19 protein-coding genes and 1 pseudogene are annotated in these 21,261 nt (G+C 69.4%); 9 read left to right on the top strand and 11 right to left on the bottom strand.

Features of this window, described 5'->3' with window-relative positions; translation table 11 throughout:
• Positions 1-1,314, bottom strand: coding sequence for a sigma 54-interacting transcriptional regulator (locus G4D86_RS21950; RefSeq protein WP_163995922.1), 1,314 nt, complete (start codon positions 1,312-1,314; stop codon positions 1-3).
• Positions 1,315-1,479: 165 nt separating this feature from the next.
• Here G4D86_RS21950 and G4D86_RS21945 point away from each other — a divergent pair, with 165 nt between their 5' ends.
• A complete protein-coding gene (locus G4D86_RS21945) occupies positions 1,480-4,560 on the top strand; it encodes a serine/threonine-protein kinase (protein ID WP_163995921.1) in 3,081 nt (1,026 codons plus the stop codon).
• A 159-nt stretch (positions 4,561-4,719) separates the two neighbouring features.
• Here the strand turns inward: G4D86_RS21945 and G4D86_RS21940 are convergent, their stop codons facing one another.
• Together G4D86_RS21940 and G4D86_RS53850 are read right to left on the bottom strand one after the other, a co-directional pair.
• Positions 4,720-6,237 (bottom strand): PQQ-dependent sugar dehydrogenase, encoded by a 1,518-nt coding sequence (locus tag G4D86_RS21940; RefSeq protein ID WP_163995920.1) that lies wholly within the window; start codon positions 6,235-6,237, stop codon positions 4,720-4,722.
• Between the two features lie 456 nt (positions 6,238-6,693).
• Entirely contained in the window at positions 6,694-6,828 is a 135-nt protein-coding gene (locus tag G4D86_RS53850) for a hypothetical protein (RefSeq protein ID WP_275899133.1), read from the bottom strand.
• 180 nt (positions 6,829-7,008) lie between these two features.
• Here G4D86_RS53850 and G4D86_RS21935 point away from each other — a divergent pair, with 180 nt between their 5' ends.
• Entirely contained in the window at positions 7,009-7,593 is a 585-nt protein-coding gene (locus tag G4D86_RS21935; RefSeq protein WP_163995919.1) for a hypothetical protein, read from the top strand.
• 21 nt (positions 7,594-7,614) lie between these two features.
• Positions 7,615-8,616, top strand: a complete 1,002-nt coding sequence (locus G4D86_RS21930) for a toll/interleukin-1 receptor domain-containing protein (RefSeq protein ID WP_163995918.1) — start codon at positions 7,615-7,617, stop codon at positions 8,614-8,616.
• 197 nt (positions 8,617-8,813) lie between these two features.
• On the opposite strand, the gene G4D86_RS21925 is transcribed toward G4D86_RS21930, so the two are convergent.
• The 8 genes from G4D86_RS21925 to G4D86_RS21890 form a co-directional block, all read right to left on the bottom strand.
• Positions 8,814-9,425, bottom strand: a complete 612-nt coding sequence (locus tag G4D86_RS21925) for an MBL fold metallo-hydrolase (RefSeq protein WP_163995917.1) — start codon at positions 9,423-9,425, stop codon at positions 8,814-8,816.
• A 79-nt stretch (positions 9,426-9,504) separates the two neighbouring features.
• Positions 9,505-10,005: a hypothetical protein gene (locus tag G4D86_RS21920; RefSeq protein ID WP_240360407.1), complete on the bottom strand. Its 501-nt coding sequence runs from the start codon at positions 10,003-10,005 to the stop codon at positions 9,505-9,507.
• Between the two features lie 257 nt (positions 10,006-10,262).
• Positions 10,263-10,865: a hypothetical protein gene (locus tag G4D86_RS21915; protein ID WP_163995915.1), complete on the bottom strand. Its 603-nt coding sequence runs from the start codon at positions 10,863-10,865 to the stop codon at positions 10,263-10,265.
• A gap of 74 nt (positions 10,866-10,939) precedes the next feature.
• Positions 10,940-11,638 (bottom strand): hypothetical protein, encoded by a 699-nt coding sequence (locus tag G4D86_RS21910; protein ID WP_163995914.1) that lies wholly within the window; start codon positions 11,636-11,638, stop codon positions 10,940-10,942.
• A 600-nt stretch (positions 11,639-12,238) separates the two neighbouring features.
• Positions 12,239-12,523 (bottom strand): hypothetical protein, encoded by a 285-nt coding sequence (locus G4D86_RS21905; protein WP_163995913.1) that lies wholly within the window; start codon positions 12,521-12,523, stop codon positions 12,239-12,241.
• A gap of 135 nt (positions 12,524-12,658) precedes the next feature.
• Positions 12,659-12,949 carry a hypothetical protein gene (locus G4D86_RS21900; protein ID WP_163995912.1) on the bottom strand — a complete coding sequence of 97 codons (291 nt, stop codon included), beginning with the start codon at positions 12,947-12,949 and terminating at the stop codon, positions 12,659-12,661.
• Between the two features lie 391 nt (positions 12,950-13,340).
• Positions 13,341-14,597, bottom strand: coding sequence for a nuclease A inhibitor family protein (locus G4D86_RS21895; protein ID WP_163995911.1), 1,257 nt, complete (start codon positions 14,595-14,597; stop codon positions 13,341-13,343).
• Between the two features lie 83 nt (positions 14,598-14,680).
• The gene (locus tag G4D86_RS21890) at positions 14,681-14,830 is read right to left on the bottom strand and encodes a hypothetical protein (protein WP_205519673.1); all 150 of its coding nucleotides are present in this window, start codon (positions 14,828-14,830) and stop codon (positions 14,681-14,683) included.
• A gap of 209 nt (positions 14,831-15,039) precedes the next feature.
• Between G4D86_RS21890 and G4D86_RS21885 the strand changes: the two genes are divergently transcribed.
• From G4D86_RS21885 to G4D86_RS21865, 6 genes and pseudogenes are all read left to right on the top strand, one after another.
• Positions 15,040-16,977, top strand: a complete 1,938-nt coding sequence (locus tag G4D86_RS21885; RefSeq protein WP_163995910.1) for a serine/threonine protein kinase — start codon at positions 15,040-15,042, stop codon at positions 16,975-16,977.
• Positions 16,978-17,081: 104 nt separating this feature from the next.
• Positions 17,082-18,005 carry a DUF2381 family protein gene (locus G4D86_RS21880; protein WP_163995909.1) on the top strand — a complete coding sequence of 308 codons (924 nt, stop codon included), beginning with the start codon at positions 17,082-17,084 and terminating at the stop codon, positions 18,003-18,005.
• A gap of 245 nt (positions 18,006-18,250) precedes the next feature.
• Complete coding sequence (locus tag G4D86_RS21875; RefSeq protein ID WP_240360394.1) at positions 18,251-18,739, top strand: hypothetical protein; 489 nt, start codon at positions 18,251-18,253, stop codon at positions 18,737-18,739.
• A gap of 3 nt (positions 18,740-18,742) precedes the next feature.
• Complete coding sequence (locus G4D86_RS21870; protein ID WP_163995908.1) at positions 18,743-19,204, top strand: SMI1/KNR4 family protein; 462 nt, start codon at positions 18,743-18,745, stop codon at positions 19,202-19,204.
• Positions 19,205-19,228: 24 nt separating this feature from the next.
• A pseudogene (locus tag G4D86_RS53035) lies at positions 19,229-19,351 on the top strand (DUF5953 family protein); the annotation flags it as partial.
• A 203-nt stretch (positions 19,352-19,554) separates the two neighbouring features.
• Positions 19,555-21,258: an RICIN domain-containing protein gene (locus G4D86_RS21865; RefSeq protein ID WP_163995907.1), complete on the top strand. Its 1,704-nt coding sequence runs from the start codon at positions 19,555-19,557 to the stop codon at positions 21,256-21,258.
• The last annotated feature ends 3 nt before the right edge of the window (positions 21,259-21,261 follow it).

Below are 21,261 nucleotides of genomic sequence, written 5' to 3'. Positions count from 1 at the left end.
CTACGGGCTTTCCAATCCCCACCGCTGCATCAACCGGTAGAGCTGGGTGCGGTGCAGTCCCAGTGCTCGGGCCGCCGCGCTGACGTTGCCGCCATGCGCGGCCAGCGTGGCCTCCAGCGTGGCGCGGTCCGGTGGTGTCGCGGGAGGGGAGGGCGCCGTGGATTCGGAAGGCCCCTCCAGCGCAAGGCCCGCCTCCGCGTCCAGGTGCTCGGCGCGCAGGGAGCGGTTACCGGAGGACATGGCCTCACGCGCTGCGCGCCGTGCCTCACCCAGCAGCTCGCGCACGTTGCCGGGCCAGGCACGGGCAAGGCAGGCCTCCACGAAGGTGGCGTGGAGGGCGGAAGTGGGCGCGTCTCGTAGTGCGTGCGCGAGCAGCCACGGCACCTCTTCCAGTCGCTCGCGCAGGGGTGGCAGTCGCACCCGAGCCTGGGCCAGCCGGTGGAAGAGGTCCGCGCGGAACTGTCCGGCCGCCACCGCGGCGCGCAGGTCCTTGTGGGTGGCCGAGCACACGCGCACGTCCACGGGCTGTGCCCGCGAGGCCCCGAGTGCCAGCACCTCGCGTGTCTCCAGCACGCGCAGCAGCTTGGCCTGCACCTCGGGCGACAGCTCGGCCACCTCGTCGAGGAAGAGGACGCCCCGGTCCGCGGCCTGCACGTAGCCCTCCGCGTCCGCATCCGCGCCCGAGTAGGCGCCGCGCCGCGAGCCGAAGAGGAGCCGCTCGGCCACGCTGGCGGGCACCGCGGCGCAGTTGATGGCGACGAAGCGCCCCCGCGCGTTGGGACCGGACTGGTGGTAGGCGCGCGCGGCCAGCTCCTTGCCCGTGCCCGTCTCACCGGTGATGAGCAGCGTGTCGCCGGCCACGGCGGCCGGAGTCACCTGCTCCAGCACCGCGTGGAAGGTGGGGCCCCGCACCACGTCAGGACTGGAGACGACGTCCGCGCCGGCCAGCCGCCGCACGTCCTCGCGGAACAAGGCCAGCGTGTTGCCCAACCGCAGCACGCGGGGACTGGTGAAGGTGCGGCGGCCCACCACCTGCTCGCCGTCCACGAACGTCCCGTTGCGGCTGCCCAGGTCCTCGACGTGCCAGTGCAAGCCGTCGCGGCGCACCTCCGCGTGTTGTCGCGAGAGGCGCTCATCCGGCAGGGGCAGGTCGCCCACGCCCTCGCGTCCCAGGGTGAGCCGGCCACCGGAGAGGGGAACGGGACGGAACAGCGGCGCGCCTCCGGAGAACACGAAGACGAGGCCGGGCCGGGGTGGCTCCGGCGCGGCCTGCTCCAGCTGGCTGTCTTCCTGTGTCTCCAGGTCCGTCCGCATCGTGACCCCGCTGTCCCGGCGGTGCCCGCCGGGTGAGAGGCTGGCACGGCGGCTCCGCACCTGCCAGTCGCGAGGGCGGCACCTCCGGCGCGCCCTGGCCGGGCTGTTGCGTGACGACACACCCGTGTCAGCCTTCGGCCCGGGGACTCCGTGAGGAGGGAGTGCATGAACTGCCCGGACATGGAGACATGGCAGGCCTGGCGCCTGGGCGCGCTGCCGCCAGAGACACAGTGCGAGCTCGCGCTGCACCGCGAGGGCTGTGCGCGATGCCAGAGCCTCGGCCAGGGCGCGGGTGCTCCGACGGCGGATGATGTCTCGGTGACCTCCGGCGACCTGTCCCGTCCGGCGTCACGTCCGCTGATGCGGGGCACGAGCGTGGGGCGCTACGTCGTGCTGGAGCCGGTGGGCTCGGGCGGGATGGGCGTGGTGTATGCGGCGTATGACCCGAAGCTCGACCGCAAGGTGGCACTCAAGCTCGTGCGCACCGACGCGGACGTGCCGGGCGCGGCCCGGCAGCAACGGTTGCTCCAGGAGGCTCAGGCGCTCGCGCGGCTCTCCCACCCGCATGTCGTCTCCGTGCACGATGCCGGCAGCTTCCTGACGGACCAGGTGTTCCTGGCCATGGAGTTCGTCGGCGGCGGCACGCTGCGCGACTGGCTGAAGGAGGGCCGCCGTTCCTGGCGCGACACGTTGCAGGTCTTCCTCCAGGCGGGACGGGGGCTGGCGGCCGCGCACGCGGCGGGGCTCGTGCACCGCGACTTCAAGCCCGACAACGTCCTGCTCGGCACGGACGGGCGGGTGCGGGTGACGGACTTCGGGCTCGCGCTGAGGGACGCGGACGGAGCGCGGAAAGGCTCCGATGCCGCCATGGGCTCCCTGGGCCACCCGGTGGCGGGCACTCGCGGTTATCAGGCACCGGAGGTGCTGGCGGGCAGACCCGCCGATGCGCGCGCCGACCAGTTCTCCTTCTGCGTCGCGCTGTACGAAGCCCTCCATGGGCGCAGGCCCTTCGACGACGGCTTCGAGGGACCGCCCGCGTCTCCGGGGGAGGCCCGCGTCCCCGCCCGCGTGCGGCGCGTGTTGCGGCGTGGCCTGTCCCTGGAGCCGGCGGAGCGCTACCCGTCCCTGGATTCACTGCTTCAGGAGCTGGCCCGGGACGCGGGCGCCACGCACGCGCGCCGGCTCGCGGTCGCCGCCGTCGTGCTGGCCGTGCTCACGGGGTTGGGGCTCCTCCCGTACACGCGCTGGCGCGAGGCGCGCGCGTGCGCCGAGGCAGCGAGCCTGACGGGCCTCTGGGACGACGCACGGCGGGACGCGGTGTCCCGGGCCTTCGCGGCTCTCGGGCGGCCCTTCGCGACGGAGGCCTGGCGCCGGGCCGGGCCGCTGCTGGACGCCTACGCGAGCGTCTGGGCCGCCCAGACGCGGGACAACTGCGAGGCCACGCGCGTGCGCGCCACGCAAGGGGAGGAGGACTACCGCCTGCGCGACACCTGCCTGGAGCGACGGCGCGACGAACTGCGCGCGCTGGGGGACCTGCTCGCGCAGCCTGACGACGAGGTCGCGGGCAAGGTGGTGCAGGCCGTGCAGTCGCTGAGCCCCGTCACGCAGTGTGGCCCGGGCGAGGCGGTGCTCCCCCGCGCGGCGGATGACGGCGGGGCCACGTCGAAGGCGTTGTGGGCCCAGGTGGCGCGGGCGCGGGTGCTGCGCGCCGCGGGGCGCTATGCCCAGGGCATGGCGTTGGCGAAGGACGCCGCCGAGCGCGCCGAGCCCGGCTCCTCGCTCCAGGCGGAGGCCCTGCTGTGGCTTGGCGTGCTGCAGGACCTGGCGGGGGACTCCCGGGCCGCGGAGAAGAGCCTCGATGAGGCCCTGCTCGCCGCCGAGCGCTCGCGGCAGCGAGAGCTGGAAGCGTCGGCCTGGATTCAGCTGGTCAACACGGTGGGCGTCAACCAGGGGCGCGCCGAGGACGGCCACCGCTACGCGCGCCACGCCGGCGCGGTGCTCGAGTCGCTCGGCCGGCCCGACCGGCTGGAGATTGCGTTGTCCATGGCCGAGGGACAGCTCGCCTGGCGCGAGGGGAAGCCGGTGGAGGCGCTCCAGCACCTGGAGCGGACGCTGGCCCTGCAGGAGAAGGAGCTCGGCCCCGACCACGTGGACCAGGCGCGCATCCTGACGATGATTGCCGTCGTCCAGCTCGGGCAGACGCGCCTCGCCGAGGCACGGGCGACGTCCCAGCGCGCGCTGGAGTTGCGGGAGAAGGTGCTCGGTCCGGAGCACCCGGAAGTGGCGGCGTCGCTGCACGTGCTGGGCGCCATCGTCCGGCAGATGGACGAGCTGCCCACGGCCCTGGCCCTGACGCAGCGGGCGCTCACCCTGCGCGAGCGGGCGCTGGGGCCCGAGCACCCGGAGGTGGCGGCGTCCGCCAACAACCTGGCCATCATCCTGACGGAGCTGGGCCGCCTGGAGGAGTCCCGCCCACTGCTGCTGCGCGCCCTGTCCATCCGTGAGCGCGTCCAGGGAGTGGACCACCCGGAGACGGGCACCGCGCTCAACGGCCTGGGCGTGCTCGCCTTTCTCCAGCACGAGAACCAGGAGGCGCTGCGCTACTTCCAGCGCTCGCTGGCCATCAAGGAGAAGGCGCTGGGAAAGGAGCACCTGAGCGTCGCCTTCGCCGTCTGCAACATCGCCATCGTGTTGCACCGGTTGGGGCGTGAACAGGAGGCGCTGGCCTGGCACCAGCGCGCCCTGGAGGTGCGCCTCAAGGCGTTCGGAGAACGGCACGACGACGTGGCCTACTCGCTCGCGGAGCGGGGCGAGGTGTACCGCGCGCTGGGCCGGCTCACCGAGGCGTGGGACGACTACGCGCGCGCCCTGCGCATCTACCGGGAGATGGGACGCGAGAAGGTCTCCACCGTGGCCGCGCCCCTGCGAGGCCTGGCGGAGGTGCACCTGGCGCGCGGGCACGGCGCCGAGGCGGTGGCCCTCTTCGACGAGGCCCTGAAGCTGCTGGAGTCGATTCCCGCCACGGCCCAGGACATCGCCGAGGCGCGCTTCGCGCTGGCACGCGGGCGGTACGCGACAGGCCGCCACGCGGAGGCGCTCGCCGAGGCCCACCTGGCCCGCACGGAGCTGGAGGCCGCGGGCGAGTCAGCGCGGCACTCGCTCGCCGAGGTGCGTGCGTGGCTGTCCCGGCACGAGCGCCGCGCGGACACGGGGGGCCCGCGTGAAATAGCCCGCGGCCAGAGGTGATGCACATCAACCCGCTCACGCCTGGGCTCGCGACCACCGCCGAGCAGAGCTCCCGTCCGTCCTCAAGCAGTCCGGCACGGCGTTCACCGGACGGATACCCTACGTCAGCGTGAGCCACGCGATTCTGTACGTGCGCACGAATTGAGCGCGGGCGTCTGGTTATCGCTGGTAGCCGATTGCGATGATTCGGCCTGACGCGTCGCTGCTCACAAACAACTCGCCATTGGGGCCCACACCCAACCCCACCGGCCGATGCGGCCAGCTGGCTGCGGTGTCGCTGGCGCCGTCGAACTCGAAGAAAGGCTCGTAGCGAACCGGCAACCCGTTCTCGAACACCACCCGCACCACCTCGTAGCCCTGGGCGGGCTGTCGATTCCAGGAACCGTGGAAGCTGACGAAGGCGTCGTCGACCACCTCGGGCGGGAAGGACGCGCCGTCGTAGAAGACGATGTCGAGCGGCGCAACGTGAGCGGGCATCGCCAACCTCGGAGGCACCACATTGTTGACGTCGCGGCACCACGCATCGGAGTGGGTGCCATCATTCATGAAGCCCGGATCTGCCCACTGCGTCGTCGGGCCCATTCCCACACCAGACGGAAGCAGGAACTCACTGAAGCAGTAGGGATAGCCATAGAACCGCCCGGCTTCGGCGAAGAGGTTCAGCTCTTCAGCGGGATTGTCGGTGTGAATGTCGCCCCCGAGGTCGGCACGGTTGAGATTGTCTCGCCCGTTTTCCACACCCCACAGCCGGCCCTGGCTGTCGAAACGCAGGCCCACTTCGTTCCGAAGGCCATCGGCAAACACCTCGCCGTCCGTGAAAGCCACGTTGCCCGCCTGAACCTGGGCCGCGGTGAAGCGACGAATGCGAGCGCGCGTCGAATCGTTGTCCACGTTCGTGGCTGAACCGACGCTCACGTAGAGGCGGCCTTCGGCGTCGAAGATGATCGTCCGGGTGACATGGCCGCCCGCAGGGATGCCGGTCACCACTTCTTGCTGGCCGCTCAGCGCTGCTCTCGTTCCGGTTGCGAATGGCCAACGCAGGACGCGCGTCGCGGAAGAGGCATAGAGATATCCGTCGTGCAGTGTGATGCCATGGTTGAGCCCGCTGGCCTCGGCCAGCGTCGCCCGTTCGGACGAATCCGAAACGCCGTCACCGTTCGAATCGTAGAGCGCGGTGATTCGACCCCCGGTGCGCTCGATCACCAGAACGTCTCCGTTCGGAGCGACGATCAACCCTCGCGGATTCGCAACGGTCGCCCAGGTCCATGCACAGTACCCCGCTGGCAACCTCGCATTGGCCACGTTGGCGCTCGAAGGCCCCAGGCAGCTGTTCTTGAGAGAAGTCCCAGCATCGGAACTCCCGCCGCCGTCCGCCACACCGGCGTCACTCGTTGGGTTTTGATCTCCGGCATCGGTTCGACTCCCGGCATCCATTTCGACGCCGGCATCGCTCTCGGTGGAGGGCCGGTCCGAACAAGCCAGGAGGGTAGAGGCACAGAGCGCTGCGACGAGCCCAAGTCGTTGGTGAAGCGGCATGGCTCCGCAACGGACGCGCCCGTCCGCGAGCAGCTTCTCGGCGGCCCGGTTCGCCCCCACGGTCGCCTCGAACACGCCGAGCCCGAGGGCCGGCATCTTGACGCCGTTGCTGAGCGGGAGGGAGAAGCGTCTTCCAGTCATGGTGTTGTTGCCTCAAAGAAAGAGGGGTTTGCTGCGGCCCGTATTCCTTGTCGCGCGCTGGCTGCTGGCCGGACGAACGAACGTCTTGATGGAACAGAAATACGCTCTGAGCATGCGGAACACTAGTAACTGGGATGCAATGGCCTTTTAAGCACAGGTTGAAAATGAGGTGCGCACTGCGAGCATTGAAAGCGGCGGGATGCGCTGCCCTTGACGGCTGTCGGTCAGCCGAACGCGAACTTCCCAGCCCTCTTCTGGCAGGGGCGGCGGACGCGCCTGCCACCGAACATGTGCGCGAGCAGGGCTCAGGAGACCGTCCGGTCCGTCGGCCTCCAGAACCAGGGACAGGGTCCCACCGGCGCCGGGGGAACCACCGCGACGACAAGGGCATTCATCACCTGCCTCTCCCTGCTGCGGCCTGGGCCCTGCCTGGGAACCGCGCCCCTCCCCTGATTCCTAGCGGGTGGCCTGGAAGCAAAGGAAGTTGCCGCCCGTGAAGTTGAAGTAGAGGCCCGTCGAGCTGGAGGTGCTCGCCGAGGGGAGGCAGCGCGTCACGACAATCTCGGCGCGCTCCCGGTTCGCTCCCGACACGGTGGAGTCGGCGCCGGAGAATACCTTCAGGTGTCCGGCCGAAAGCGAACCATCGGACCTCACGCATAAGAGGGATGGGGGCCCTGTTGAGGGAGAGGGAGGGTGCAGAGGGGCCGAGGAACCAGGCCCGGTCCGGCGCGGCTCCCAGGAGCGCTCGCGCCATGGGAGGGAGCATGCGAGGTGGGTGAAATCCACTTCCCCAACGGGAACCGTGCCGGGTGGGTCCGGGCCTCGCCCGAGGAGGAGGAGGCCCCCCTGCTGCGAGCGCTCGGTCGCGAGCAGCCTCGAGCGCTCCTGCTCCTGCTGGGCGGCGCGGACGCGATGGCGCCCGAGAGCGAAGCCCGGCTGCGGCAGTTGTTCAGCCGGGGGCTCGCGACAGCCGCCGTCGAGTCGGGCGCGCTCGTCATGGATGGGGGAACCCACACCGGCATCATGGCCCTGATGGGCCAGGGCATGGCCGGCCGGGCGCGGCGTGCATCGCTCCTGGGCGTGGTACCGGAGGGGCGCATCACCTGGCCCGGCAGGCCGGCGGGCGACGGGCTGGCGCAGGGGTCCCCGGTGGCGGTGGTGCTCATTCCGCGGGCGGGCCCGCCCACCACCTTCAAGCGGCTGGTCCTCCGGCACCTCCAGACGGCCTCGTATCTCACCTACCAGCAGGCGGAGGGTCGGCTCCTGCAGATGCGCGACGCCCTCGCGCGGCTCCATGCCCGGCAGGGCACGCCCTCTCAGGAGGCCCCGTCGAAAGCCCCCCACCCCAGCCACTGAACCAGCACGGGAGCACAGGTCATGGCGAAGATCTTCGTCAGCTACCGCAGGAAAGACAGCCCCGGGCAATCGGGCCGGCTCTATGACCACCTGGTGGCCCACTTCGGGGAGCAGCAGGTCTTCCGCGACATCGAGGCCATCGCGCCCGGCGTGGACTTCGTCGACGCCATCCAGGAGGCCGTTGGCTCCTGCGACGTCCTGGTGGCGGTCATCGGCCGCGAATGGCTCACCATCCGCGGCGAGGATGGACAGCGCCGGCTCGACAACCCGAAGGACTTCGTGCGGCTGGAGATTGCCGAGGCGCTGGCACGGGACATCCGGGTGATTCCCGTGCTGGTCGCGAACGCCACGATGCCCTCCGCAGGAGAGCTGCCCCCGGACCTGGTCACCCTGGCCCGGCGCAATGCCATCGAGATCGACGACGCCCGGTTCCGCACGGACATCGACCGGCTGATCCACTCCATCCAGCAGGTCGTCCCGGAGCTACACGGGGTGCAGGCCCGTGCCCCGGCGGAGGCCACCTTCGTGGCCGCCAGCCGGGCGCAGCTGAGGGTGCCACCACCGTCCCCTGCGAAGCGCTCGCACAAGGGCGTCATCGTGGGCCTCCTGGGGGTCCTCCTCGCCCTGGCCGCCCTCGTGCTCAGACCCCAGCTCGTGGTGGGGATCCGTGAGGTGGCGCGGGACACGACAGCGCAGTTCAAGAAGCCCGTCGTGAAGAAGTCCGTCGCGAAGAAGCCCGTCGCGAAGAAGCCCGACCCGGTGCCGGGGACTGGCGCGGGAGGCTCGGGGACGGCGGGCCAGGAGGCGCGCGCCAACTCCCTGGCCGAGAAGAAGGAGGAAGCGAAGAAGGCGGAGGAAGCGAAGAAGGCGGAGGAAGCGAAGAAGGCGGAAGAAGCGAAGAGGGCGGAAGAAGCGAAGAGGGCGGAAGAAGCGAAGAAGGCGGAAGAAGCAAAGAGGGCGGAGGAAGCGAGGAGGGCGAAGGAGGAGATCCTCAAGGAGGTCCTCAAGGAGATCATCCACTAGGAGCGGCCTCGTCCTGCCCGGGGTGCCCGAGCGGCCCGGAGCCTCCGGACGGGCTCAATGGCTGGCGGAGACGCCCGGCGCGTCCTCTGCTCGCGCGCCTACCACGGAGTCCTCAAACGCCGAGCAGGCCTTCCGGCCCGCCGCCCTGCGCATGCCTTCCATCCACATCCGCGTGCGGTTCGAGAACGGCATGAGGCTCAGGTGTCCTGGGGCAGCGCGGCCACCAGCTCCTCCAGTGCCGCGCGCCCGCCGCGGAACACCGGCCAGCCGTCGCCCACCAACACCGTGTCGATGCGCGTCCTGGCCAGCAGCCCGCGGACAGAGGCCCGCGCGCGGGCTGCGTCCTTCAGCTTCGCGTCCGGCAGGAGGTTGAGCCGGCCGCCCATATGGCCGCGAAGGAGGTCTCCCGTCAGCAGCGTCGTGTCCTCCAGGAGGAAGGCCAGCTCGCCGGGCGTCTTGGAGCCGTGCAGCTCCAGGGCCTCCAGGCCGGGGACGAGCGTCTCGCCGTTGGCGAGCCACCGGTCGCATTTCAGGGGAAAGGTATCGGACTCGGCGCGGGGGCCGGCGACCTTCGCACCGAAGTCCGCGACCAGCTCCCGCGTGGCGCGCACATGCTCCGAGTTGGTCAGCACGACCCAGGTCACCCCACCCAGCGAGCGCAGGTGCGCGGCATCATGCGTGGACAGCGGGAGCGGGTCGAAGACCACGTTCCCTTCAGGGCGGACCCAGAGGACGCTGTGGAAGTCCAGGTTGCGCGCCTCGTCGAAGCGAGACCATCCATAGAGGTCTTTGCGGTGCAGGGCTTTCATGGCGCCCCAGCCTGCCCGCATGGCGTGCCGCCGGGAAGCGCCAGTACCCGTCACGCCCGCTTCAGCGGACCGGGAAGCGTCACGGACGTCGCTCGATGTGGAGCGGGCCCTGGAAGGCAGTCGGCGGGGTCAGCTCCAGCTCGGGCCCCATCGGAAAGGCGGCCGCTTCCTGGACCGGAGGACGCCCCTGGAACCCGTCACACGTGCCGTCCTCCTGCCATTTGGAGCGGAACTGCCGCTCGGAGAACGCAGCGTCATCCGCGCGCACCCGGTACTTCCCGAGCACGAGGAACGGCATTCGCGGAGCGACCGGGAACGTCATGAACGCCGTCCCTGAGCAGTCGCCGGTCTCGAAGTAGACGAGGAAGGCCAGGTCCGAGAGGGTGGTGGAATGGCTCGGGACGGTGCCCTCGTGGGTGGGCTGGCCCGTCTCCTGATCCACCCGCCACGTGTAGCCCTGCGCATCGACAAGGTACGGCGCGCAGACGGGGGCGACCACGCGCCCCGCCGCATCCACATAGAACAGGTCGTCGCACGTGCCCGGCTTGCCAGGGACACCCTGCTCCCCCTGAGGGCCCACCGGACCGCGCTCCCCCGCTGCTCCTGCAGCCCCGGGCTCTCCCTGCCGCCCCTGGGGACCTGGGGGACCCTCCTTGCCAGAATCGCATCCCACCATCGCCAACAGCGCTACGCACAGACATCCACGAATCATCATGGTTCCACTCAGGCTCGGGTCTCGAGCACGACCTTCGTTGGTTTGACTCACGGGGCGCTCCGCCCGCTACATCAAGGTGGCGCAGACCAGTACGGCGTCGAGCTGGCGGTCGGCCCGCGAATTCAACGTGTATTGCGGAGCTTCCCGAGGAGCAGCGGCAGCTTCAGCGTGAGGACATAGGCGACGTCAGCCCCGCCCGGGCGCTGGCGTCGCAACTCGCGTGACAAGGGAATGGTGTAGCGCACGGAGGCGGAGAAGACTCCGAGGGTCAGGAATGGAGCCATTTGAAAGGCAGACATGCCAGGCCTGTCATCTGTCTTCGGCTCCCGGCTGTACCCCATCTCCAGCCCGACGATGCTGTAGGTCGCCTGGAGTCCGCCGGACCAGCGCCACTGGCGTTCATCCAGCGGCTGGAACTGGGTGAACACGCCCACGCCCAGGACACAGCCCTCCTGGAAGAGGCACTTCTCCTTCGGGTGGAGGTAGTGGAGGCTGCCCTCTCCGCCCAGCGCGAGGGTCCGCTCCCCCGAGGGCTCGGGGATGATGGTGAGGGTCGGCCCGAGGTTGAGGAAGAGGCCCCCGTCATCCGCCTCGACCATCAGGGATAAGAGGGGTTCGAGCCATCCGAGGTCTACATCGGTGATATCGGCGCGTGCGGCAGGTGCCCACAGCACGGCCACCGCCCAGCACAGCCCCGCGAGCCACGGGAATGCCCTTCGCGCCACGGCCCGCCGCGGAAGCTCTTTTCGCCAGACACGCAAGACACACACGCTCGACGTCATGGGCCGTCCTCACGAAGTCAGAACAGAAGTCCGAGGCCGAAGTAGGGCCCCACATGGCCATCCGAGGAGGCGGCGCCCGGCACGCGGCCCACATCCTTCAGGACGAGTCCTCGCAGCCCGACCCGGAGCTGAACGATGCCCGCGTGGAGGGCCACCCCCGCCTGGGCATCGAGCTGTTGGAAGGGAAGGGGAGTCGCCTGCACACGGGCCTCCACGTCGACCCGGTCCACCGCGCAGGCTTGAAATGAGAGCGCCAGGCTGGGCCCCCACTGCGTCAGGCCTGGAGCCACGGCCCGACTCAATCCGGACTCGATGCGCAGGCGCGCGAAGGCGCTCCTCCACAGGGCCCAGGAGAGGTGCAGCGTCTGCAGGGAGAATTCCTCCATCTTCGACGTGCCCGCGGGCGTCACGGACAGTCCGGTGAGGCGCCCCTCCACACCGAGCCGCCACACCTCGAAGCCGAGATACAGGTCCCCGCCCACGCCGTCGCCCAGGAGCGCATCCACCTGCCCACCCAGTCGAAAGACGGCGGTGTCGCTCCAGACGCGCGACCGCAGCTCCCGCGGCGGGCCGCCGTGAGGGTCGTGGTCTGCGTCGCCGAGTGAGGCAATCCAGGCCGCTGCCTCCAGGATGCCCACCACGTCCGAGATGGGATTCGAGGAGTCGGAGCTGCTCTCGGTCGGGGTCTCCGTCGAGGTCGGTCGCGAGGTCCCCACCGCGGACGCCTCATGGGCCGGAGAACTCTGGGGATTCCCCACGGGCGAGGCACGGTGGGAGCGCGAGGCGGGCGGGTCGGAGGACGGCTCGGCGCTGGCGGAGACCGCGCGGAGCAGGACGAGGCTGACGGCCCATGCCCTCCATGGGACGAAGGGGGGAGACGTCACGGGACGACCTGGACGCGCGGCCACCACAGGGAGGAACCTTGGCGGCCCCCCGCTCGCGCCGGCCGCGCGGCGTGGGTGCTCGCCACGCCCGGAGAGAGCAAGCCATGTGCCGAGGACATGGACTCACCTGCGACGCAGGTGACTCGCGCTCACGCAAGCCGTGGCGACGAGGCCCGCTGTGCAACGCGTTGCACACGCGTGCACGCCCGTGCGTGTGTCATGCCCTCGCGCCCCCGCCGGACGTCTGTCGGGAACGCGAGTGGGGCTTCCCTGGCGTTGGGACTGGCCGCCAGCCTTCGCCCGTTTCGCAAGGAAGTGTGCGGCGAGCCCGCGGACATCGCCCGGCTGCGCTCCAAGCCCGGTCAGGCGGAGGTGTTCCGCGCGGGCGCCGCGCACACGTCCAAGGCCGGCGGCTCATGCTGACAGCTCCTTCTACGGGCTGTCGATGACGACCCGAGGCCCGTCCCCGCCCGACAGCTCGCGGGTGAGCTCGATCTTCAGGGGAGAGCCTTGCGGAATCGGCACCTCCGACCGGATGACCACGAGCGTCCCCTCCACCCGGGACGGAGTCACACAGCCGACTGCGTTGGCTCTGAAGTCGGTCGGCGCGGGCTGGGGTGTGAACCAGCCAGCCAGGACACAGACGGACTTGCCGTCCCCGTCACAGTCGCCTCCGTCGCCGTCATTCGCGTCCACGCAGGTGAGGACGGCGGTCACCGTGACATGGCCATCCACATCACGAGTCGCCGTGGCCGCTCGAGGCCCCACGACATCGAAACGCGGGCCGCAGGCGGTGGCAAGACCCAGGACAACCATCCATGAAATCACGCGCATCGCAGTCTCCAGGGGTGCTCAAGGATTGGCGAGGACGAGGCTGCCGACGCGCACGTCGGCCCGGACCAGGATGTTCAGATCCGGCTCCCTCGGAATCGGCTCGGGTGAGACGAGGGACAGCTGCGCGCCGATGATGGTCTCGACCTTCTGGCACGACTCGGCCGTCGCGATGGGGCTCTCGAAGGCGGTGTCCGTCGCCTCGTACCACTGAGCGGAAACACAGACGCGGTCACCATCCGCGTCACACTCTCCATCACCCCGAGGGAGACCATGGACCACGTCACACGAGAGGGTAACGGCGATGGACACGCGGTCGTCCTCCTGTCGCGATGCGGTGGCCTCTTGGATACCGGGAGCTTCGAGCCCGGGCTCACAGCCGGTAAGAGACAGCGTGACGAACGCCGCGAGAGTGGGACACAGCCAGCGATTCACGTGGGTTCCTCCCAGAGTGGGTCGCGAGTGCTTTTGCAACACACGTACCGCAATGGAAGCACGGGCCTCCAGAGGGAGGAGCGCCACCGCCCTGACACGGAAGTCGTGAAGGCGGGGCGCTGATGCGTCGCGGGCCGGACAGGGCTGTCATGCCCGCCAGGGCCCGGTCCCCACCGGGCCGCCAGTCATGTGGACCCGCCTACGTGGCCTTCATGAAGGACCGCTGCATCGTCGTGGACATCCTTGGACAGTTCGTGGTCGCGCGGGATCAGGTCTCGATGGCGATGGACTTGATGCCGACGAGGTCACCGCACGAGGTGCGGCCGACGAGGAAGACCTGCACGGCGGCCTGGTTGGGGCTGCCCGGCGGCGCGTGCAGCGCGACGTAGATGACGTCGGTGAGCTGGGTGTCGAACGCGTTCTCGATGTTGGCCGCGGCCCACGGATCGGCGCTGCTGCTCGACGGCTCCAGCGCGCGGAAGTAGTTCGAGACCACGCGCACCTCGGCGGTGTAGCCAAACGGCACGCCGGCCAGCGCCAGCACCGTGGCGGCGGTCGGCGCGCTCCCGCCCTCGCCCGGCCACGACACCAGCTCGACGGGAAGGTCGCTCTCGCTCATGAGCAGCACGTGCGGCAGCTGCGGCGACACCGCGTTCGACCACAGCGTGATGCAGGTGGAGAGGCCGCCCTGCGCGTAGGTCCTGAGCGCGTCCATCGTCGCCGTGCCGATGCCGTACGTCGCCGCCACCGCCGCCAGCGACGTGTACGGGCGCGCGGCGATGAGGTCGTTGGCCTGCGCGCCGGCGACGCCGTGCCCGGTGAGCTGCGCGTACGTGGCCTGATTGGCGAGGTCCAGCGCGGTCACGGCGGTGGGCTCGTCGAAGGTGACGCCGTCGAACGTGCCCGCAAGGCAGGTCTGTCCGTGCAGGCAGTTCCACCACGGCAGCGCGTGTGCGCGCAGCTGCGCGAGCGCCGTCGTGCCGACCCAGGTGACGGCGCCCATCTGCGCCACGCGGGTGTACGGGCGCCCCGTGTACAGGGAGTTCGCGGCGCGCGCCTCGAGGAGGTTGTGGATCGTGGCCGAGTCGGCGTGGTTGACGCCCCACACCACCGACTCCGACTCCCAGCCGCGGAAGCTCACGCCCTCGACCGTCTCGCCCGCCGGCGCCGGGTGCGCCGCCGCGTACACGTCGAGCTGCTGCAGCACCGTGTCGTCGACATTGGGCACCGCGTCGAGCTCGGCGATGGTGGTGAAGTAGGCGTCATCGGCCGAGGGGGAGACGCCGTCGGCGCCGTCGCGGTGGGCGGTGATGGCCACCGCCGCCCAGGGGTGGATGCCCACCTGGTTCTGGAGCACGCCGACGACGCTGCCGGGGTAGTTGACGAAGTCGAGGATGCGCGCCTCGGCCTCGGGCGAGAGCTGGAGGGCGGCGGCGGCGGAGCGGGCCGCCTCGGAGCCGTCCGGGGGAGGGGCCTCGGAGCATGCAGCGAGGAACAGCAGGACGAGCGAAGCGATGCGTCTCATGACGGAACTCGATTGTGGAGGGACGGCCGCAGGATGCGTGACGAGCGCAACCGTCGAAGCGTCATCCGGCAGGCGATTTGCTGTCAACGCCACGACTCGTTCCACTCGTGGACCTTCCGCGCCTCCAGCAGCGACAGCGGCATGAGGCCTGTGTTGTTGATGATGACGTCCACGCGTCCCAGCTCCGTTCGCGCGGAGCCGATGAATGCCTCGAAGACCGAGGGCAGGTTCACCCACGCGATGCTGCGGCAGTAGCGGGCGCGGCATCGACGGCGGGCGCCCGGTCATCGAGCCGGAGCGCCTCCCGCTGTCCGCCTCTGCGGGGCGAGACGGCATGGGGCGGCACGCGGATATCGGCACGCGCTCCGACCTACGGCTTTTGCTAGAAGGGGACCCAGCACGTCTTCTTTCTTCAGGCCAACCTGACCAGGGCGCCAACCGCATGAACACCGACCTGTTCCACCCGGATCGCCTCGGCCCAGGCGACTGCATCGGCCCCTGGAAGATTCTGGAGGTTCTCGGCGCGGGCGGCCTGGGGCGTGTGTTCAAGGTCGAGGGCGACGGCAAGGTGTACGCGCTCAAGATGGCCGTTCGTCTCCCCGGCGAAAAGATGCCCGGCGAAGAGGATGTGGACGGTTGGTGCCTGCGCGAAGCGACCGCGATGATGGGCCGCTCTCCGCATCCGAACATCCCGCGCGTTTTCTCCGTGAGCCGGTGGCCCGACCCGGAAGCAGGATTCCTGTTCATCGTCATGGAGCACATCGACGGATGGCGGTTCCACGACTGGCGTTACGAGAAGCATCCGACGGCATCGCAGCTCGTAGACGTGCTCCTTCCCATTGCGCGGACGCTGTCGGACCTGCACAAGCGCGGCATCCATCATCGCGACCTCAACGCGAACAACATTCTCATTCGGAAGGATGATGGCGGGCCGTTCGTGCTGGACTTCGGCAGCGTACGCCTTCCCGGCGCTCGCACGCTGACCCAGGGAATGCCGCTCGTAGACCTCTCCGTCATGCCTCCCGAAGCGCTGGAACAGGCCCGCGCGCATGGCGACGACGCACGTTTCGAGGGTGGAGAGATGGCCGACCTCTACGCGTTCGGCGTGCTGCTCTACACCGCGCTCACGGACGGCTACCCCTTCAATCCGGCGCTATCGCCAGAGCAGCTGGCGGTCGTCATCCGTTTGCGCGTTCCCCGCGCTCCGCACCGGGTGAATCCCAAGGTGCCACTCAGCCTCAGCGCCATTGCCATGCGACTCCTGGAGAAGCGTCCGGAGGACCGCCTCCCGAGCGCGGAAGCACTGCATCAGGCGCTCTGGGAAGCGAGCAAAGGGCGAACGACGCGCGCCTGGAAGGTGCCGCTGGACCTGCCCGAAAGCGGCCCCGCGCCGATGACGCAAGAGGAGGTATACGAGCGCGAGCTGGAGGAGCGAACCCGCAGTGCCGTTGCAGTGCGCAAGGCCGAGGGAAACGCAGCCCTGGCGGAGAACACCGCGGACGGCGAGGAGAATCAGCCTTCAGTGGAGGAACTCTTCGCTCACATCGGGGAGGCTGCCGCGCGACGCGGGCGGGTTGGCGGGACGTGGGAGCGCGCCCGGCGCTCCCTGCCTGGCGCCGCCACGGCCTGTGTGCTGGTGGCAGGCCTCATAGCCCTTGCCTCATGGTGGAGCGCGCACCGACCGGACGCTCTTCCTTCTGTGTCGTCTCATGCTTCTACGCAGCCTGCGCAGCCAGAGCCCGGTCGGGAAGTGGCGGCCCCGATGAAGCCGCCGGAAGCTAGGACCGCCGCAGCCTCGCCCGAAGTGGCGGTGTCCACCCCTGCGACCATCGCAGCACGCGCTGTTCCCTCCGAGGACTCAACTTCCGTGAAGACTCATACGAATGTGCAGCCCACGCCCTCCAACGCGCTTCGTGCCGCGAGAAGAATGGTCGGCGCTGCCATCACCTGCTCCGCTCTCACGGGATGTCCCGGCGCCCAGCTCCGTCCACCGCCTCCCGCTGAGGAGTGCCCTGACGGTGCGGTGGAGACCATGGCGGAGTGGGGTATCAATACGAGAAGGCAGCACCTTGCGACGTTCGATCCCCTGACCGGTGCCCATTTCATCACCGTGAGAGAGGGCCGGACCACGATCTTCATCATAGGTGGCCAGTTCGAGAAGATGCCTGTAGACGCGGAGCTGATCGGGCGACTCATCTTCGGGGAGCGCGTCTTTGGCCGAATCACGGAAGCCAGGGTGAACGGTCGTACCTTCCCGGTCTGCTTCGAACTGGAGGATGAGGACAAGGGCCGTGGACTCGTTCGTGAGCCGGGCGGTGGGCCTGACACACCCAAGGTATTCTCCAGCGTCACCGTGCGGGCAGTCCGTCGGTTCGAGTAGGCCCGGACGGACGGCTCCGTGGAGCACGGACACCGAGGCAGGACATGGTAGAGACGACGCAGCAAGTCCCTTCGTTGCGTTCTGACTCGTGAGGTCTCCTCTCCGTGTTCGCCTCCCCGCCCATTGTTCTCCTGGCGCTCATGCTCCTGGATGGGTCCTCTGCTGCAAAGCCGGGTGCCGCTGCCTGCCAGACCGGCGTTCAGCACGTCGAGTTACCGGCAGTGCCCACGGACAATATTCCCACGGTGTGTATCTCCCCGGGACAGGGCACGACCTTCAGCTTCGATTCGGACTTCACGCGCGAGTCGCTGGCATTGGATGGAGCGGAGAACTTCACGAAGGTGGACGCGGCCCAGAGCACCGTGAAGCTCGTGCCCTCGGAAAAGCTGGTGCCCGGAGAGAGGCTGAAGCTGACGGTGCGCTTCCGGGACGACGAGGCCCCGGCCGGAGCGGCATTGCAACTGGTGGTGCACGCCGTCCAGGCCGCCACGCATGTGGAGGTTCACCGCGAGAAGCGCACGGTGGAGTCATGTCAGCGCGAATTGAGGGAGAAGGATGCCGCGCTTCAGCAGTGCCGTGCGGACAACGAACGGCTCCGGACCGAGCGAAGCGGGCCTGGGGGCATCGTGGCCCTGCGTGCATCAGGGCTCATGGACAGCGACGGAGTCGTAGCCAGCCTCATCACCAAGAGCGTCACCGAGGCCGCTACGAACGCGCTCCGCGCGTCGGGAGTCACTGCGTACCGGGCAGCAATGCGTGTCGCCGTCGAAGTGTTCCTGGTCGTTCTGGAGGACGCGCCCCCGTGGAAACCGGAGAGCGCGACACTGACGCTTCAGGGAACGAGGGGTGTTGAACTGAAAGTGCTGACGGTCTGGCTGTCGGAGCCCATGGTCCCTGGCTCGATGGGCATCAGTGTGTTCGTGGAGGCAGACGCACCCGCGGACGCGCCGGCGGGACCCTTCACGCTGAAGCTCTGGGATGCGAGCGGAGCCCGTACCGTTACCATCAGCGGTATCACGTTCCCGTAGGCGGCGACGCCTGCTTGTCGGGCCAACCCACCAAGAGGGCTCCCCACCGCCGTGACTTGTGTGCGGCGCGTTGTCGGTGCTATCCGCTTTTGCGTGTTTACCCCTGCCGAGCATCGTCCGCTCGTCGTCGCGCTCACTGCGGCGGCCCTCGCCGCGTGCGGCTCGGCCACGGTCGGCGCAGTCGGCATGCCCCCGCCACTGCGAAGTGGGTCGGGCCGGTGGTGCCGAGCCCCGAGGGCGGCCGGGTGACCACGACCATCTACTACGGCCCGTGGCAGTGCAACGCCAAGCAGTTGGGGCGCTGCCAGCACCAGTGCGCATCCGAGGGCCGCGTGCTCATGGGCTGCATCTGGCTCGCGGACATCAAGGGCGATTGGGTCGGGCGCTTCATGTTCCTCCCGGCGGAGGGTGGCACCCGCTATCCGCTCACTCACTGCTGCTGCGACTACGCGACTGTCGATCCCCGGCGCGGCAGAGGCATCTGGGACAACGCGCGGGACGCGTTCCGGGCCAATTGGATTGAGGAGTTCGGCGCATGGCCCAGCACGGCCGGCCGCAACTGGCCGGGCCACCACATTCGCGACCTCGGCCACGGAGGGCACCCCACCGACCCGAGCAACATTCTGCCCGTGCCGGACCCTGTCCACACGCTCTTCAACAACGCCTATCCGCAGTGCTACGCGCGCGGCAGTCGGTGGTCCGCCCCCGGGCCCAACCTCCCCCACAGCGATTAGCCCATGACGCCAACCCTGGACCAGCTCCTGGCCACTGTGGTGCGCGAGCACTACCCGCACCCTCCCGCGACCGAGGCGGAGATTGCCGCGTTCGAATCGCGCGCGGGCTGGCAGCTCGGGGCCGAGCTGCGCGCCTTCTACTTGCGGTGCAATGGCGCGGAGCTGTTCGAGCCGCTGCCCAACGCGCGCTACAGCCTCCTCTCTCTCGGAGAGCTACAGCGCGCCCGCGTTCGAATGCGCGGCAGCGACGATGACTCCATGGGCCCCGCGTCCTGGTGGACGCTGGTGGACTGCCAGGACTCGGATTTCATCTTGGTGGACGTGGCCCAGCCGCCCCCCTATCCCCTGTTGGATGCGTACCACGGCACATATCCGGCCGTGACGCCCGTGGCAGCGTCGCTCCGCGAGTTTCTGACGCGCGCCCTCACGAGCAACAACCGCCTCTACTGGCTCCACGATGACTAGTGGAGTGTCCGCGAAGTAATCCTGGTTGTGCAGCTCACGGACGCGCCGCTCGACCTCGACAACCCCGCCCACCTGGACGCGCTCCTGTATGCCTATGCGCGCTTCCCGGAGATCGGCGGGCGCTCAGCGCCCCGGTTCCCCGCCTGACACAGGTGTGTCGTCACGTGACAGGCCCCGGGAACGACACGCTCGCGAGTCCTCGCGCGCAAGTGCGCTGAATTCCGAGCCTTCACGCTTTTCACGGATGGGGCGCGGACTGGCACATCGGTTGCCAGTGGGCAGGCCGAAGCCCCGGCCCTCGTGGAGCGAAGGCGTTCCGCGAGGGTCTCCCCCTGCAAAGGATTCCCTCCGTGAAAGACGACATCAAAAGAGCGTTGTGGCGCAGTGGCGCCCTGGCCGTGGTGGCCGGGACGGCCCTCGCGGCCTCCCCCGCGCTCGCGGCCCCCACCACCATCGTCGCCCAGCACTCCAACAAGTGCCTCGACGTCAGAGGCGGACCGACGGCCACCGGCGACGGCGCGCTCATCGAGCAATGGAGTTGCACCGGCCAGTCCAACCAGGCCTGGACGCTGACCGACAAGGGCCAGGGTCAGTACCAGCTCGCCGCCAGCAGCAGCGGCAAGTGCGTGGAGGTCATCAACGGTGCCACCGGCAACGGCGCCGGCATCCAGCAGGCGACGTGCTCGGGCCTGTCGAAGCAGCTCTGGCGGCTCAACAGCAAGGGCTCGGGCCGGTACGAAGTCGTCGCCGTCAACGGCGGCCGCTGCCTGGATGTGACTGGCGGCCCCACCGCTACGGGCGACGGCGTGCTGACGGAGCTGTGGGACTGCACCGGCGAGGCCAACCAGGCCTGGACGCTGACGCCGCCCACGGCGCCGCCGCCGCAGAGCACGGCGAAGCCGCTCGTCGCGAAGCACTCCGGCAAGTGCCTGGACGTGCGCGGCGGGGTGACGGCCGTCTCGAATGGCGACCGCATCGACCAGTACGCCTGCACCGGACTGGCGAACCAGGACTGGACGCTGAAGGACATGGGCGGCGGGCAGTACGAAATCATCGCCCGCAGCAGCGGCAAGTGCATGGAAACCATCAACGGCGGCACCGCCAACCTGACGGGCATCCAGCAGTGGGATTGCACGGGCCTGCCCCGGCAGCTCTGGAACATGCAGAGCGCCGGTGCCACGGGTGAGTACCGCTTCGTCCACGTCCCCAGCGGCCGCTGCCTGGATGTGACGGGCGGCCCCACGGCGACGGGCGACGGGGTGCTGATGGAGCTCTGGGATTGCACGGGTGAGGCCAACCAGACGTGGACGGTGGGCACGCCGACCACGCCGCCACCGACCAACACCTCCGGCCCCTATGGCCAGGATGCGAGCCAGTACACGCTGTACTTCAACGAGGAGTTCGACGGCTCCACCCTTGACACGGGCAAGTGGACCGACCATCTCTGGTACCAGCCTGCGGACTCGACGCCCAACTACGTCATCAGCAATGGCAGTCTCAAGATCTTCCCGGTCGCCGGTACCAGCTACGTGCGCGACTACCGGCACATCACCACGGACGGGAAGTATTACCAGACGTATGGCTATTTCGAGATGGAGGCGAAGCTGCCCTATGGCCGGGGCCCGTGGCCGGCGTTCTGGCTCTACAACCATGACCAGCCGGACCCGTACCGCCCCGAAATCGACATCATGGAGGCCTATCCCGGCGGCGGTCCCAACAGCGGCTGGTCCAACTCCAGCCTGCGTCCCACTGCGTATGGCGCCACCATCTGGACGGGCTGGCCGGAGGAGCAGGGCGGCTACAAGATGGTCCAGGCCGGCACGGACCTCTCGGCTGGCTATCACCGGTATGGCTTGAAGTGGGAGGCCAACCGCCAGTCGTTCTACCTGGACGGGAACCTCGTCTACACGACGGCGGTGAGCATGCCCGAGCGCATGTACATCCTGCTGAGCTTCCAGTTCGGCAGCGCCAGCGGCGCGGGAGATTCCACGACGCCGACGGGGCAGGGCAACGCGTTCGACGTCCGCTACGTGCGCGCTTGGAAGTTCAAGTAGTCA

Origin of the sequence: Pyxidicoccus caerfyrddinensis (assembly GCF_010894405.1) — a bacterium.
GTDB lineage: Bacteria > Myxococcota > Myxococcia > Myxococcales > Myxococcaceae > Myxococcus > Myxococcus caerfyrddinensis.
Note: the sequence above shows the minus strand (reverse complement) of the source record. Positions and strands in the feature narration are given on the sequence as shown.